The organism is Streptomyces cucumeris (genome assembly GCF_024295805.1).
GTDB lineage: Bacteria > Actinomycetota > Actinomycetes > Streptomycetales > Streptomycetaceae > Streptomyces > Streptomyces cucumeris.
Map to the genome: position 1 here is coordinate 41,351 of NZ_JANCLX010000047.1, position 12,550 is coordinate 53,900.

At 71.9% G+C, this 12,550-nt stretch carries 14 protein-coding genes and 1 pseudogene; 4 read left to right on the plus strand and 11 right to left on the minus strand.

Annotation, left to right across the window (positions count from 1 at the left end; all coding sequences use genetic code 11):
* Positions 1-75: 75 nt before the first annotated feature.
* Together NMK44_RS38485 and NMK44_RS38490 are read right to left on the minus strand one after the other, a co-directional pair.
* Positions 76-972: an NAD(P)-dependent oxidoreductase gene (locus tag NMK44_RS38485; RefSeq protein ID WP_254752248.1), complete on the minus strand. Its 897-nt coding sequence runs from the start codon at positions 970-972 to the stop codon at positions 76-78.
* A 34-nt stretch (positions 973-1,006) separates the two neighbouring features.
* On the minus strand, positions 1,007-1,501 hold the full coding sequence (locus tag NMK44_RS38490; RefSeq protein WP_254752250.1) for a DUF3145 domain-containing protein: 495 nt from the start codon (positions 1,499-1,501) through the stop codon (positions 1,007-1,009).
* Positions 1,502-1,827: 326 nt separating this feature from the next.
* On the opposite strand from NMK44_RS38490, the gene NMK44_RS38495 reads away from it, so the two are divergent.
* Positions 1,828-2,766 carry an SGNH/GDSL hydrolase family protein gene (locus NMK44_RS38495; protein ID WP_254752252.1) on the plus strand — a complete coding sequence of 313 codons (939 nt, stop codon included), beginning with the start codon at positions 1,828-1,830 and terminating at the stop codon, positions 2,764-2,766.
* Between the two features lie 108 nt (positions 2,767-2,874).
* On the opposite strand, the gene NMK44_RS38500 is transcribed toward NMK44_RS38495, so the two are convergent.
* The 4 genes from NMK44_RS38500 to NMK44_RS42290 all read right to left on the minus strand — a co-directional run bounded on the left by NMK44_RS38500 (position 2,875) and on the right by NMK44_RS42290 (position 5,571).
* Positions 2,875-3,372 (minus strand): DUF6299 family protein, encoded by a 498-nt coding sequence (locus NMK44_RS38500; protein ID WP_254752254.1) that lies wholly within the window; start codon positions 3,370-3,372, stop codon positions 2,875-2,877.
* Positions 3,373-3,529: 157 nt separating this feature from the next.
* A complete protein-coding gene (locus NMK44_RS38505) occupies positions 3,530-4,846 on the minus strand; it encodes an alpha/beta hydrolase family protein (protein WP_254752256.1) in 1,317 nt (438 codons plus the stop codon).
* A gap of 64 nt (positions 4,847-4,910) precedes the next feature.
* Positions 4,911-5,351, minus strand: coding sequence for a hypothetical protein (locus NMK44_RS38510; protein WP_254752258.1), 441 nt, complete (start codon positions 5,349-5,351; stop codon positions 4,911-4,913).
* A 94-nt stretch (positions 5,352-5,445) separates the two neighbouring features.
* Positions 5,446-5,571, minus strand: coding sequence for a hypothetical protein (locus tag NMK44_RS42290; RefSeq protein WP_302889117.1), 126 nt, complete (start codon positions 5,569-5,571; stop codon positions 5,446-5,448).
* Between the two features lie 63 nt (positions 5,572-5,634).
* Between NMK44_RS42290 and NMK44_RS38515 the strand changes: the two genes are divergently transcribed.
* Entirely contained in the window at positions 5,635-6,930 is a 1,296-nt protein-coding gene (locus NMK44_RS38515) for a pyroglutamyl-peptidase I (protein WP_254752260.1), read from the plus strand.
* Here the strand turns inward: NMK44_RS38515 and NMK44_RS38520 are convergent.
* The gene (locus NMK44_RS38520; protein WP_254752262.1) at positions 6,927-7,742 is read right to left on the minus strand and encodes an EI24 domain-containing protein; all 816 of its coding nucleotides are present in this window, start codon (positions 7,740-7,742) and stop codon (positions 6,927-6,929) included. The genes NMK44_RS38515 and NMK44_RS38520 overlap by 4 nt on opposite strands.
* Positions 7,743-7,811: 69 nt before the next feature.
* On the minus strand, positions 7,812-8,720 hold the full coding sequence (locus NMK44_RS38525; protein WP_254752264.1) for a Vgb family protein: 909 nt from the start codon (positions 8,718-8,720) through the stop codon (positions 7,812-7,814).
* A 151-nt stretch (positions 8,721-8,871) separates the two neighbouring features.
* Here NMK44_RS38525 and NMK44_RS38530 point away from each other — a divergent pair, with 151 nt between their 5' ends.
* Entirely contained in the window at positions 8,872-9,612 is a 741-nt protein-coding gene (locus NMK44_RS38530) for a hypothetical protein (RefSeq protein WP_254752266.1), read from the plus strand.
* Positions 9,613-9,738: 126 nt separating this feature from the next.
* On the opposite strand, the gene NMK44_RS38535 is transcribed toward NMK44_RS38530, so the two are convergent.
* Complete coding sequence (locus NMK44_RS38535) at positions 9,739-10,287, minus strand: IPT/TIG domain-containing protein (protein WP_254752268.1); 549 nt, start codon at positions 10,285-10,287, stop codon at positions 9,739-9,741.
* A gap of 314 nt (positions 10,288-10,601) precedes the next feature.
* Positions 10,602-11,621, minus strand: coding sequence for an NADP-dependent oxidoreductase (locus tag NMK44_RS38540; protein ID WP_254752270.1), 1,020 nt, complete (start codon positions 11,619-11,621; stop codon positions 10,602-10,604).
* Between the two features lie 101 nt (positions 11,622-11,722).
* On the opposite strand from NMK44_RS38540, the gene NMK44_RS38545 reads away from it, so the two are divergent.
* Positions 11,723-12,151 carry a MarR family winged helix-turn-helix transcriptional regulator gene (locus tag NMK44_RS38545; RefSeq protein ID WP_254752272.1) on the plus strand — a complete coding sequence of 143 codons (429 nt, stop codon included), beginning with the start codon at positions 11,723-11,725 and terminating at the stop codon, positions 12,149-12,151.
* Between the two features lie 272 nt (positions 12,152-12,423).
* Here the strand turns inward: NMK44_RS38545 and NMK44_RS38550 are convergent.
* Positions 12,424-12,550, minus strand: a pseudogene (locus NMK44_RS38550) (IS481 family transposase); the annotation flags it as partial.

Genomic DNA, 12,550 nt, shown 5'->3' on the forward strand with positions numbered 1-12,550 from the left:
TCGGCTCACCTTCGGTGGCCCGCCCCGGCTTCTCTGAGCCGGGGCGGGCCACCGGTGCGTGGTGGGGCGTTGCGGTTACGCCCGGCCGTCGTCGTCGAAGCTGGCGAAGTACGAGGCAGCCATGTCCTCGTCGCCGTGGCCCTGGGCGATGGCGCGCCGGAACCGTTCGGCGCCCGCAGCGGCCACGTCCAGCCGCACCCCGCTGCGCTCCCCCGCCGCCACGATCAGCCGGGCGTCCTTCTCCGCGGTCCTGGTCGCGAAGCTGGGTGCGAGGTCGCCGCTGAGCAGCTGGCCCGCCTTGACCCGCAGATAGCCGTTGTCCAGCGGTCCGTCGGCGATGGCGTCGAAGAACCCCTGCGGGTCCACGCCCAGCCCCTTGGCGAGGGCGAGCGCCTCGGCGGCGCCGTGGGTGACATTGAGCACCCAGCTGTTGAGCACCAGCTTCAGCCGGGTGGCCGCGCCGTCCGCCCCGTTCTCGCCGACCCAGACCGTACGGCTGCCGACGGCGTCGAAAACCGGCCATACCGCGGCGCGCACCGGGGCCGGACCCGCGGCCAGCACCAGCAGTCGGCCGCTCTCGGCGGGCTGCCGGGTGCCCAGCACCGGGGAGTCGACGAGGACGAGCTCCGTCTCGTGGGCGAACGCTGCGAGGGCTTCGAGCCCCTCCAGCCCCGCGGTGGTCGCCTGGGCCCATACGGTGCCGGGGCGCAGCCCGTCCCGGGCCTGGCGCATCGTCTCCAGGGCCGCGGGGCCGTCATGGAGCATGGTGAGCACCACATCGGCGCCGTCGACGGCCTCGGCGGGGGTTCCGGTGACGCGCACCCCGTCGGCGGCGAGCGGTTCGGCCTTGGCGCGGGTGCGGTTCCACGCGCGGGTGTCCAGTCCGGACCGGGCGAGGTTACGGGCCATACCGGAGCCCATGATGCCGGTGCCGAGCACGGCGACGGAGCGTGCCGGGAGTTTTTCGGTCATGCCGCCACGCTAGTCCCGGCGGGGCGCGGGAAGGTCAGACGACCTGGTGGAGCCAGCGGACGGGGGCGCCCTCACCCGCGTAACGGAAGGGCTCCAGCTCATCGTCCCAGGGCTTGCCGAGCAGTTTGGCGATCTCCCCCTCGAGTTCGCTCTCACCGCGCGCGGAGCGGGCGACGGCGGCCCGCAGCCGGTCCTCGGGGATCAGGATGTCGCCGTGCATACCGGTGACGGCGTGGAAGATGCCCAGGTCAGGAGTGGAGCTGTAGCGCTCACCCTCGGCGGTGGCACAGGGTTCGGCCGTCACCTCGAAGCGCAGCAGATGCCAGCCGCGCAGCGCGGACGCCAGTTTGGAGGCCGTACCGACCTCGCCCTGCCAGGAAAACTCCGCGCGCCAGCTGCCCGGGGCGGCGGGCTGCTTGATCCAGTCGAGCGTGACGCGCACGCCGAGGACGCCCGCGACGGCCCATTCGACATGCGGGCACAGCGCGCGCGGTGCGGAGTGCACATACAGAACTCCACGTGTCGTCACCGGGACCTCCTGTGCGGTTCGAGGTGCGCCTTCCCCAGCGGCCTCATGTCCGTACCGGTCGTGTCCGGGACACCACCCGACATTCTGCCCTAGTGATCACCTCTGCACCAGTCCCGACATTACCTGCAGTGAAATTTATCGTGCAGAATTCTCTAGAAAAGGGACACGATGTGACGCGGCGTAAGGTGGCCGTACCGTACAGCGCCCCTCGACACTGGCCGGAAGCGCATCTGTCACAAGAAAAAAGTACCGCGCGGACCAGTCGGAGGAGTGACGTACCGTCGGACCCGGATAGATATCACCCATCAGTCGGAGGGGGAACAACCATGCGGGCCAGCGCGACACGCCGGAAGCGGTCGGCCACCGCGTCCATGACCGGGCGTGCTGCCGTGCGTCCGACCGTGCGGCCCGTGGCGCGCGCGGGGGTCGCGCTCCTCACCACGGCCGCCGTGTTGAGCGTCTCGGGCTGCTTCAGCAGCTCGGACAGTCCGTCCCGGCAGGGCCCCTCCCGGGGCGGGAAGTCGCCGCACGCCAAACCCAGGGTCGTCTGGAACACCAGCCCGGACTCCCTGGCCTCGCTGGGCGACTCCATCACCCGCGGTTTCGACGCCTGCTCGGTGCTCTCCGACTGCCCGGAGGTGTCCTGGTCCACCGGCAAGGAGGTGAACAGCCTCGCCCAGCGGCTGCGCTCGACCACCAGTAGCTGGAACTTCGCCAAGACCGGCGCGGTGATGGACGATCTGCCCGCCCAGGTCACGGCGGCGGTGGCGCGCAAGCCCCAGCTCGTGACCGTGATGATCGGCGCCAATGACGCCTGCCGGGCCTCGGTCTCCGATATGACCTCGCCCGAGGAGTTCCGCACCACTTTCACCTCCGCCCTCACCAAACTCCGGCGTGAGCTGCCCAAGACCCAGGTGTACGTGGCGAGCGTGCCCGATCTGAAGCGGCTGTGGTCGGAGGGGCGGAAGAACGTCCTGGGGAAGCAGATCTGGAAGCTGGGCATCTGCCCCTCGATGCTCAAGGACTCCGACGCCCTGGACGCGGCCTCGATGGACCGGCGGCGCCAGGTGGCGCAGCGGGTGAAGAGCTACAACAAGGTGCTCAAGGATGTATGCGGCCGGGACGAGCTGTGCCGCTACGATCCCGCCGTGCACAACTACCGCTTCACCACGCGTGAGTTGAGCAAGTGGGACTGGTTCCACCCCAGCAAGGCCGGTCAGCAGCGGCTGGCCGCGATGGCCTACCGGAGGATCTCGGCGCCGTAGCCGCGCGGGCCGCGGCGGTCCCGGAGGCGGGAGCTGATGGGGGCTCGGAGGAGCCGGAGGACTGGGGCGGGGCGGCCCGGTCACCCGGACCGCCCCGCCCCGCACGGATCAGCGCATCGGGTTGACGAGCATGATCGAGTGCTCGGTGTCGGCCACGGTGCGCGGCATCGGCACGAAGTCACCGCGGTCGCCGTACTTCACCATGCGGGCCTCGGCGTAGGCCGCGCCGTCGACGAAGTACCCGCTGCCGTCGACGGAGAAGCGGTGCTGCCGGCCGTCACAGATGGCCGGTGCGGAGCCGAGGCTGTCGCGTTCGGCGCCCTGCGTCAGCGTGACGACGATGCTGGCGCGCGGGGAGTCCATCGTGTCGTACGCACAGCGGTAGGTGCCGTACACCGTGACGGTGCCGCCCCGGTTGACGTACCCGGTGCGGTCGATGGACAGGCTGTCGCCCCAGGGCAGGGGCACGGCCGGACGGGAGATGGCGTCGGCGGCCCGAGGGGGCACGCCGCGGCTCTCGGGGGCGCCGGCCGACGTGGCGTGCGCGGCCGGGGCCGAGATGAGCAGGACGGCGATGGCGCCGAGGACGCGATGACAATTGCGCATGAACGGAATCCTCCGTGTGCGGGGAGCGGATTCCTGTAGAGCTACCGGGCGCGCGGACCGCGCGGCGGGACCCTCACCCGCCGGGCGGCGTGTCCCGCGCCGCCCAACGGGTGTCTCCAGGGCGGCGGGTTGACCCTCCGGGGACGCGGCGACGGGGTCAGTCGATGAACCGCACATCCGGGTGGCGGGACGAAGGGCCGTCGAACAACCGCTGGTGACGGCCGTGCAGATGCTGTTCGAAGAAGGCGGTGAGATAGGCCCGCCGGCTCGCGGTGAACCGCCGGGGGTCAACCCCGCCGATCATGTTGGCCGTTAGCCCGTCCGGCAGGGTGAACCGCTCGTCGAGACCGGGCAGCATCGTCTGGTAGTCGGTGAACGAGTTGTGCTCGGCGGCCTCGGTCCACAGGTCGCGCTTCCAGCCGGTGGAGTTGCGCCACATGGCCCGCCAGGACGGGGAGTGGCGGTGGGTGTGCGGACGGCGGCTGTCGTCCGTCGTCAGCCAGGCACCCATCTGGAGAAAGGGCCGGTCCAGTCCGGTGCGGGCGACCGGCAGCAGCTCCCCGGGGTCGGCCCAGTCGTAGCCGAGCGGCCCGTCGAGGTTCACCCCCGCCCGGATCCGGCGGTCCAGCCGCATCGCCTCGGCCGTGGCCATCCCGCCGAGCGAATGCCCGAACATGCCGATACGAGAGGCGTCGAGGGCTGCTGCGAGCCCGCGCGGGAGGGAGTGCGGCTCCTTGGGTGTCCGGCCACGCGCGAGGGCCTCCACCCGGTCGAGGACGAAGCGGATGTCGGCGATGCGGACATCCAGGGCGGCCTTGTTGCGCCGCGAGACCGGTTCGATGGCACCGAGACCGGGCGCCGGTTCGACCACCCGGCCACCGGGGAACTCCACGGCGTGCGTCTCGTAGGGGGCGTCCACGGTGACCACGACATAGCCATGGCTGGCCAGTTCGGTGACGGCGGTGGTGTCCAGGGTGCGTTCGTTGTACATCCCCGGGGCGTGGAGCACCACCGGCCTGCGGGTACGGCCGGGCGCCACGTCCGCGCCGGTGCGGGCGTGGGTGGTGAACCCGGCCCAGTCGATGTCCCCCCGTTCCAGCTTGAGTATCTTCGCCGCGCCCGCCCCGAACACGGCGGCGGCGCGGGGCGCCATATAGGGCGCGGCCGGTGCGTCACCGTCCCGGGCGGCCGGGTACCACACCCCGGCCATCAACTCCCGGAACTGCTTCCCCGCTCCGCTCCAGCCCGGCTGGCGCCGGGTCCGGTCCACCAGGTGCAGTTCGGTGACACCGACCGGGTGCGGCCCGGTGGGCCGGGGCAGTTCGAGCCGTACGGGTTCCGTGTCCGGCCGGCCCCGCTCGGCACGGGACCGGGAGGTGTCCTCGCCCCCGTTGGCGATGGCGACGGAGGTGAGGGTGACGGCGGCGCCGGTGGCGGCCAGTCCGCCCAGGAGTTGACGTCGTGACATTCGCATGCCCCGACCCTCTCGGAGGACCGGGGCACGGGAACACTGCCGAAAGTCAGGCCTTCGACATGACCTAGCCGGCTTGCGCGGGCATGGTCGACGCCTGCGGCGCCGAGGTCTGCGGCATGGAGATCTGCGGCACCGAGACCTGCGGCACGGCCGCGCGGTCCCCCATGGCCGGACCCTGCTGCATGGCCGGGCGGTTCATCCCGGACATCCCCGCGTGGGACGAGTCGCTGCGCTCGTGCTTCTTCTCCGGGTTGTTGCGGACCCTCACGTTGGAGCACTTGCTGCCGACGTTGGTGTCCCCGGTCGCACCGGCGACGGCGGCGTCCAGGTAGCCCCCGCCGTACTGGGTGCTGCAGTGGTTCTCCTGGAACGTTCCGCCCAGGGCAGAGGCGAGCAGCGCCTCACCCGAAGGCCCCGACTGCGCCTGGGCCACGCTGACTCCGCCGAAGGCCACAGCACAGAACGCCGAGGCGCCCACGGCCACCGCTCGCATCGCTCGTCTCATCGGTCACCTTTCCCTCACTCGTACACGAATGTCTGCGTGCAGACTTCCGGCCCACGTCGACGGGTGGCGGCTCCGACACGGCCGCTTAGACCGATCAGGGGTGCGGGCGCGGCGGTTCGAGCCATTTGGCAGACAGACCCGCCACGGCCTGCCCGATGCACCTGATGATCACACCGTTGAGCCCCTGCCGCGCGGCCACGGTCCCGAACCCTTCGGCCATGACGCCCTCCTGTTTTCGGGGCGGGTGCGTCCTAGACTGCCGGGCCGGGAGAAAGGACTCCGTATGAGACCCACTGGTGCCCGTCTGGCCCTCCTCGGGGCCGCGTTGCTCACTGCCGTGCCGTTGGTGTTCGCCGGGCCGGGGGTGGCGGAGGCCCGGGTCGGGGGGCCGACCGTGGAGGAGGGGCGGCTGGGGCTGGCGGCGCCGCGGGAGATCCTGCGGCGCAGCGGGTTCGACACGGTGGCGCCGGAGTTCGCGCGGGCGCTGGCGGGGGTGCGGTCCGTCGCGGAAGCGGAGACCGTGGTGGCGCGCGAGGGGATGCGGCTGTGGCGGCGGGCGGTGGACCGGGCGCAGGGGCGCGGGCCCGCGGGTGGTGACCTCAGCCGGGATGACGACCGGCCGTTGTACTGGGCGCGGTTGGGGATGACACGGGCGCTGGGCGAGTGGCGGCCCGGGTTCCCGCTGTCCGACGCGCGGCGGGCCGCGCTGCTCGGCACGCTGGAACGCCGGTCGCGCGGTGAGGACTCCATCGATCTGCCCGCGGGCCCGGAGGTCAGACGGATCGTGGTGACCGGCTTCGACCCGTTCCAGCTCGACGCGGATCCACGCCGGTCCAACCCCTCGGGGGCCGCGGCGCTCGCGCTGGACGGGACCACGATCAGCACCGAGCGGGGTCCGGCGCGGATCGAGACCGCGGTGTTCCCCGTGCGCTGGGCGGACTTCGCGGACGGGACCGTGGAGAAGACACTGCTGCCGTCGTTCCGGTCCGGGCCGCGGCAAGCGGATGTCTTCATGACCGTGAGCCAGGGCCGGGTCGGCCGGTTCGACGTGGAGCGCACCAACGGCGCCTGGCGGGGCGGCTATCCCGACAACGCCAACGCGTCGGAGACCGGGACCGTGCCGCTCATCCCCGGGGTGCCCACCCCGGCGCCACAGCCGCAGTGGACGACCACCACCCTTCCGTACGGGCGGATCGTGGCGGCGGGCACCGGGCCGTTCCCGGTGTACGACCACACCGAGGTCACCGAGATCCCGGCGGGCGGCGGCGGCCCGGTGGTCCGTCCCGACGGGCCGACACCCGGTTCGACGGCGCGTGCGGGCGGTGGCGGGGACTATCTGTCCAACGAGATCGCCTACCGCGCCACGCTGCTGCGCGACGCGGTCGGGCTGAAGGCGCCCGGTGGCCATCTGCACACGCCGGTGCTGCGGTTCGGCCCCGGGAACACCGATCCGGCGACCGGTGAGGTGACCGACCCGGAGTTCGTGCGCGAGCGTCTCGCCATCACGGAACAGGTGCGGTCCGTACTGACCGTGGCGGCGGGCCAGGGGCGTTTCGTTCGCCCCCGCGCGCGTGGCTAGCCGAGCGGGGGCGGGGGCGGGTCGCCCGCCGCCATGTCCGCCGGGTGACCCGCGTCCCCGCCGTCCGACGCCGCGGCCTCGCCCGTCAGATCGCGTACCAGCAGGGTCGCGCCCGCGACCGCGCCCGGCATCAGGACCACCGCCACCAGCGGCAGCAGGAAGGCGAGGGCGAGCGGCACACCGAAGCCGAGGGTGAGCAGACGGCGGCCGCGCAGCATCCGCCGCCGCTCCTTCAGCAGCACCCCGCGGCGCAGCAGCGCGATCGAGGTCAGCTCCTCGGCGAGAAAGAATCCGGTCACGCAGAACGCGAGCGCGGGGATCGCGGTCTGGCCGATCACCGGAATGAAGCCGAGCGCGAAGAACAGCACAGTCCACAGCGTCACGCGGACCACCAGGGCGATGGCCTCGCGCAGTCCGATCCACAGCTCACGCCAGAGCGGCAGTCCCGACTCGGGCGCGTGGCCGTCCTCGGAGCGGTCCACCGCCTCGGAGAGCGACTCGTAGAAGGGCTGCCCGACCAGCAGGGTCACCGCCGTGAAGGTGATGATCGCCAGGAACAGACAGGCGGCGGCGAAGAGGATCGCGAGGGAACCGCGGAAGACGGCCAGCCACGGTGAGGACCAGTCGTCGGCGAACGGAGTGGCCCACGCAATGACATCGTCGGTCCAGAAGAAGAGTGCGACGAGCGCCGCCGCGTAGCCGACGAGGGTGATGAGGGCGGGCAGCATCCCTATCCCCCACCACCGCCCGTGCCGGGCCACCCAGCGCTGCCCCTTCATCAGGTAACCGAAACCGGTCGCAAGATCACGCATGGGCGAAGCCTACTCGGCGGATGTGGCGCGAAAACGACGGCGGTGGCATCCGCTGCGATGCCCGCACGCCTACGGGATCAGCCGCGCCACACTGCCCGACTCCAGCGCCGCCCACACCGTGCCGTCCGCGGTCACCGCGATGCCGTGCGGCTCCGAGGAGGGTGTGGGCAGCGGGTGTTCGCGGACCTCACCGGTGGCGTCGACATGGCCGATACGTCCGGTGCCCCATGCGGTGAACCAGCAGCCCCCGGCCGGGTCGGGGGCGATGGCATGGGGTTTGGCGGTGCGGTCCGGCAGCGGGAACTCCTGGATCCGGCCATCGGGTGTGATCCGCCCGATCTGGCCCGCGATGATCTCCACGAACCACACCGCGCCATCGCCGCCGAGCGTCATCCCGACCGGTCCGGCACCCGGTGTGGGCAGCTCGTACAGGGTGGTGTCACCGTCCGGGGCGAGGCGGCCGATGGCGTTGCCCTGGTTCAGGGTGCACCACAGCGCCCCGTCGCCACCCGTCACGACGGCCGACGGGAAACCCCCCTCGACCGGCAGCGGGAACTCGGTGATCTCGCCCTCGGTGGTGATCCGCGCGAGGGCGTCGCGGTTCATCAGGGTGCACCACAGGGCACCGTCGGGCCCCGCCGTGATGCCGTACGGGGCGCTGTCCGCGGCGGGCAGGGCGAACGAGGTGATCTCACCGTCCGTGGTGATCCGCCCGATCCGGCCGTCGCGGGAGCGGGTGAACCACAGCGCGCCGTCCGGACCGGTGGTGATGACCATCGGACCGCACTCCCCCGAGTCCAGCGGCCGGACGGTGGTCTCCGCCGTCCCGTCGCCGGTGACGGACAGCCGGGCGATCTCCCCGGAGTGCACCAGGGTGAGCCACAGGGCGCCGTCCGGCCCCGCCGTGATGCCGTACGGCCCGGCCCCCGGGCGGCCGACGGTGAACTCATGGACCGTCGGCTGGTCGCGGTCTGGCATGGGGGTACCTCCTGGGAGCCGGGTGCGGATCGCAGCACACCCTTCATCCGGCCGGCCCCGGTGTGCAACGTCTTTTCGCAACCGCGCGCGGCGCGCGGCGCGTCCTCAGTCGCGACACACATCGCACCAACAGCACGGAGTACGGGACCACATGAGCGCAGGACACCGCCCCGGCCGCCCCGAGGATCTGCCGCACCCCGAACTGCTCTGGGCGGCCGGAACCGCCCGGGTCGTGTGTGCCGACCTCGTCGGCGGCCTCGACGCGAACACCGTCGGCCACCGGGGCGTACGCGTCGACGACGGGGGCGGCAACTGGTGGCGGCTGGCCCTCGTCGAGGGCGGGCCCGCCGTGCTCTACGGAGAGGACAGCGAGGCCAGCAAGGGGAAGTGGCACACCCCGCCGGTGGATTTCCTGCGCGGCGGCCCCGACTGGCTGCCCTGGGACACCCTGCTCGACCTGGAGAGCGGCTGTGAACTCGGCTTCGTCTACTGGTGGGAGGAGCACCTCGGCTGGGCCCGCGCCCCGTACCCGGAGGACCTGAAGGACGACGGACTGGCCACCACCGCCCTGCTGTCGGCGGACCTGGACCGGGTCCTGGACGACCTCACCGGAACGCTGTGCGACTCCGCATGGCCTGACGACACCCGCGGAGACGGGGAGGAGGACGACGAGGAGGCGCTGGCGGCACACTTCCGCACGATCGCCGAGACCGTCGTCCGCCATGTCCGCTCCCGCACCCTCACCGGACCGCTGCTCACGGAGAGCGTCGGCACACGCCTGCGGGACGCGCTGGAGGTGTCCGCCGCCGTGGAGACCGCCCGCCGCGCGGGCGCCGTGCCCGGTGCGCCCCGGCCCCTCACCCCCCGGGGATCCGGCCGCCCTGAGGTGTGAGGGGCCGGACACAGCCGTTCCCCGCCCGGATGGAGCGGACGGGGAACGGCGGGCCGGTGCGAACGGCCCGGTGTGTCCGCGTGTGTCCGCGGAGGTGTGCGACCTCCGGGGACACCCGGGGGACACTCAGACGTACAGGAACCCGCCCGGCACGGTGGCGGTTCCACCGGGGGTCGTGACGACCACCGTGGCGGGGCCCGCCGTACCCGCGGGGGTGACACCGGTCAGCACCGCGCCACCCGCGGCCACCGTGACACCGGTCGCGGCCACGCCGTTGAAGGTGACGGAGGCACCGGTGAGGTTGGCGCCGATGATGGTGAACGGCGTACCGCCCGCCGGCGGACCGCTGACCGGGGTGATGAGGAGGGCGGCCGGGGGCAGCGGCGCCACGTAGGTGTAGGCGGCCGGGGCGCTGGCACCCGACGGGTTGGTGGCGACGACCGGGACCGCGCCCGCCGCGTGCGCGGGGGCGGTGGTGACGAGCACGCTCGCGGTCTGCGCGACGATCGGGGCGGCGGTACCACCGAAGGTCACCGAGGTGACGGTGTCCAGGTTGGTTCCGATCAGCACGACGGGGTTGCCGCCGCCGATGGGCCCGGAGCTCGGCACGACGAGGAGGATCGTCGGCGCGCCGACCGCGAGCGCGACGTCCTGGTGGGACACGGGTGAGGACATGAGGTGTCTCCTCATTGAGTTTCGGGAGTGGACACCGCGGTCCCTCGGGGAGGCCCTCACCGTCAGCGGGACGGCGACTCTGCCCGACCGGTCCGCACGCAAGGAGCGGAGGAATCCGCGGGCCGCGCTCCCCGGGAGGGATGGGCGGCCCACCGTTTGGTTGTTTCCAGTACCTCATTCGTGTGCCTACGCCACAAGGAAGTTGACACCGGTTCACCCGGAAAGCGCAGCGCGCCGGAATACGCCGGTGGCCCCGGGGAACGCCCCGGGGCCACCGTTTCCGCCCAGCGGTGTGCGGCCGTGTCCGCTGCCGCTCAGCCCTCGAAGGAGACGATCATCTTGCCGATGTTGTCGCCGCGCAGCATGCCGAGGAATGCGTCCACCGCGTTCTCCACACCCTTCACCACGGTCTCGCGGTAGTGCAGCTTGCCCTCGCGGATCCAGGCACCGACCTCCTCGAAGAACTGCTGCTGGAGGTCCTGGTGGTCGTAGACGAGCATGCCCTGCATCCGCAGCCGCTTGCCGATGATCAGCGCGAGGTTGCGCGGGGCGGCGGGCGGCTCGGTCTCGTTGTACTGGGCGATCATGCCGCAGACGGTGATCCGGCCGTGCAACTTGAGGCGGTCGATGGCGGCCTCGAGGTGGTCCCCGCCGACGTTGTCGAAGTAGACGTCGATCCCGTCGGGCGCGGCCTCCTTCAACTGCTCGGTGACCGAGCCGTTCTTGTAGTTGAACGCGGCGTCGAAGCCGTACTCCTCGACCAGCAGCCGGACCTTCTCATCCGTACCCGCGCTGCCGATCACCCGGGAGGCGCCCTTGAGCTTGGCGATCTGGCCGACCTCACTGCCGACGGCGCCCGCGGCACCGGAGACGAAGACCGCGTCGCCCTCCTCGAAGGACGCCACCTCCAGCAGACCCGCGTACGCGGTGAGACCGGGCATGCCGAGCACGCCGAGGTAGGCGGGGAGCGGGGCGATCTCCGGGTCGACCTTGACCGCGCTCTTGCCCTCGACCACGGCGTACTCGCGCCAGCCGCCGAAGTGCAGGACGTGGTCACCGGCCGCGATGCCGTCCACGTCGGAGGCGAGGACCGTGCCGACCGCGCCACCCTCCATGGGCTGGTCGAGCTGGAACGGCGGCACGTACGACTTCACGTCGTTCATCCGGCCGCGCATGTACGGGTCCACCGACATGTAGAGGTTGCGGACCAGGACCTGACCGGGGCCGGGCTCGGCGACGGGGGCCTCGCGCAGCGCGAAGTCCTCCGGCTTCGGCCAGCCCTCCGGGCGGGCGACGAGATGCCATTCGCGGCCGGTGGCGGGGATGACGGACATGAGGAGAAGCCTCCCTCAAAGCGGTAGGAATACTTCAGTAGGTGAAACAATAATGCGCCTGGATATTTCATGTTGTCAAGTAAGTGGGTACCCTGGTGCCCATGGCATCCCGCATCGATCCGCTGACCCTCGAGGTCGTCGAGCTCATCGGCACCGTCGTGGCCCGCTACCACGAGGAATACGAGGAGGCGGCGGCCAAGCACGCGCTGACCGGAGCACAGGCCCGTGTCCTGGGGCTGCTCTCCCGGGGGCCCACGCCGATGCGGCGGATAGCCCAGCAGCTCAAGTGTGAGCCGTCGAACGTCACGGGGATCGTGGACCGGCTGGAGTCCCGGGGGCTGGTCGAGCGCCGTCTCGACCCGGCCGACCGCCGGGTCAAGCTGGCCGCGGCCACGGAGGCGGGCAAGGAGACGTCCGAGCGGCTGCGCGGCTCGCTCGACTTCGCCCGTGAGCCGCTGGCCGAGCTCTCGGCCGACGAGCGCACGGCACTGCGGGATCTGCTGCGGAGGATGCTCGGCATCGAGCCGTAGGCCCTGTCGGGCCGGTTCGACGGGTCCGGCCCTGCCGGGGCCGCCGGCCGCTGCCCGGCCGGACCGTGGGGCGTGCTGGGCCGGGCCGTGGGGTGTGTCGGGCCGTCGGGCCCGTCCGAGCCGTCTGCCACGTCGGCTCTGTCAGGTCCGTCGTACGGATCCCGGCGGGCCGGCGGTGGCCGCCTCATCCGCCGTGCGCCGGACGCGCGGACCGCTCCTCACCGATCCTCACCGATCCGCAGTGGTCCGCCGGACAGGGCTCGGGGCAGGCGCTAGGTGTATTGGCCCGCAGGGTTGTTCACACGGTTGATCGGTGGCTGACCTCCGAGTGCGGTGTGGCAGCGATGGTAGTTGTAGGTGTGGAGGAAGTCGGCCAGGGCTGCGCTGCGTTCGTCGTTG

Coding starts and splice junctions, on each gene's coding strand:
- NMK44_RS38485 (WP_254752248.1), bottom strand. CDS start 972: ATGACCGAAAAACTCCCGGCACGCTCCGTCGCCGTGCTCGGCACCGGC.
- NMK44_RS38495 (WP_254752252.1), top strand. CDS start 1,828: ATGCGGGCCAGCGCGACACGCCGGAAGCGGTCGGCCACCGCGTCCATG.
- NMK44_RS38500 (WP_254752254.1), bottom strand. CDS start 3,372: ATGCGCAATTGTCATCGCGTCCTCGGCGCCATCGCCGTCCTGCTCATC.
- NMK44_RS38505 (WP_254752256.1), bottom strand. CDS start 4,846: ATGCGAATGTCACGACGTCAACTCCTGGGCGGACTGGCCGCCACCGGC.
- NMK44_RS38510 (WP_254752258.1), bottom strand. CDS start 5,351: ATGAGACGAGCGATGCGAGCGGTGGCCGTGGGCGCCTCGGCGTTCTGT.
- NMK44_RS42290 (WP_302889117.1), bottom strand. CDS start 5,571: ATGGCCGAAGGGTTCGGGACCGTGGCCGCGCGGCAGGGGCTCAACGGT.
- NMK44_RS38515 (WP_254752260.1), top strand. CDS start 5,635: ATGAGACCCACTGGTGCCCGTCTGGCCCTCCTCGGGGCCGCGTTGCTC.
- NMK44_RS38520 (WP_254752262.1), bottom strand. CDS start 7,742: ATGCGTGATCTTGCGACCGGTTTCGGTTACCTGATGAAGGGGCAGCGC.
- NMK44_RS38525 (WP_254752264.1), bottom strand. CDS start 8,720: ATGCCAGACCGCGACCAGCCGACGGTCCATGAGTTCACCGTCGGCCGC.
- NMK44_RS38530 (WP_254752266.1), top strand. CDS start 8,872: ATGAGCGCAGGACACCGCCCCGGCCGCCCCGAGGATCTGCCGCACCCC.
- NMK44_RS38535 (WP_254752268.1), bottom strand. CDS start 10,287: ATGTCCTCACCCGTGTCCCACCAGGACGTCGCGCTCGCGGTCGGCGCG.
- NMK44_RS38540 (WP_254752270.1), bottom strand. CDS start 11,621: ATGTCCGTCATCCCCGCCACCGGCCGCGAATGGCATCTCGTCGCCCGC.
- NMK44_RS38545 (WP_254752272.1), top strand. CDS start 11,723: ATGGCATCCCGCATCGATCCGCTGACCCTCGAGGTCGTCGAGCTCATC.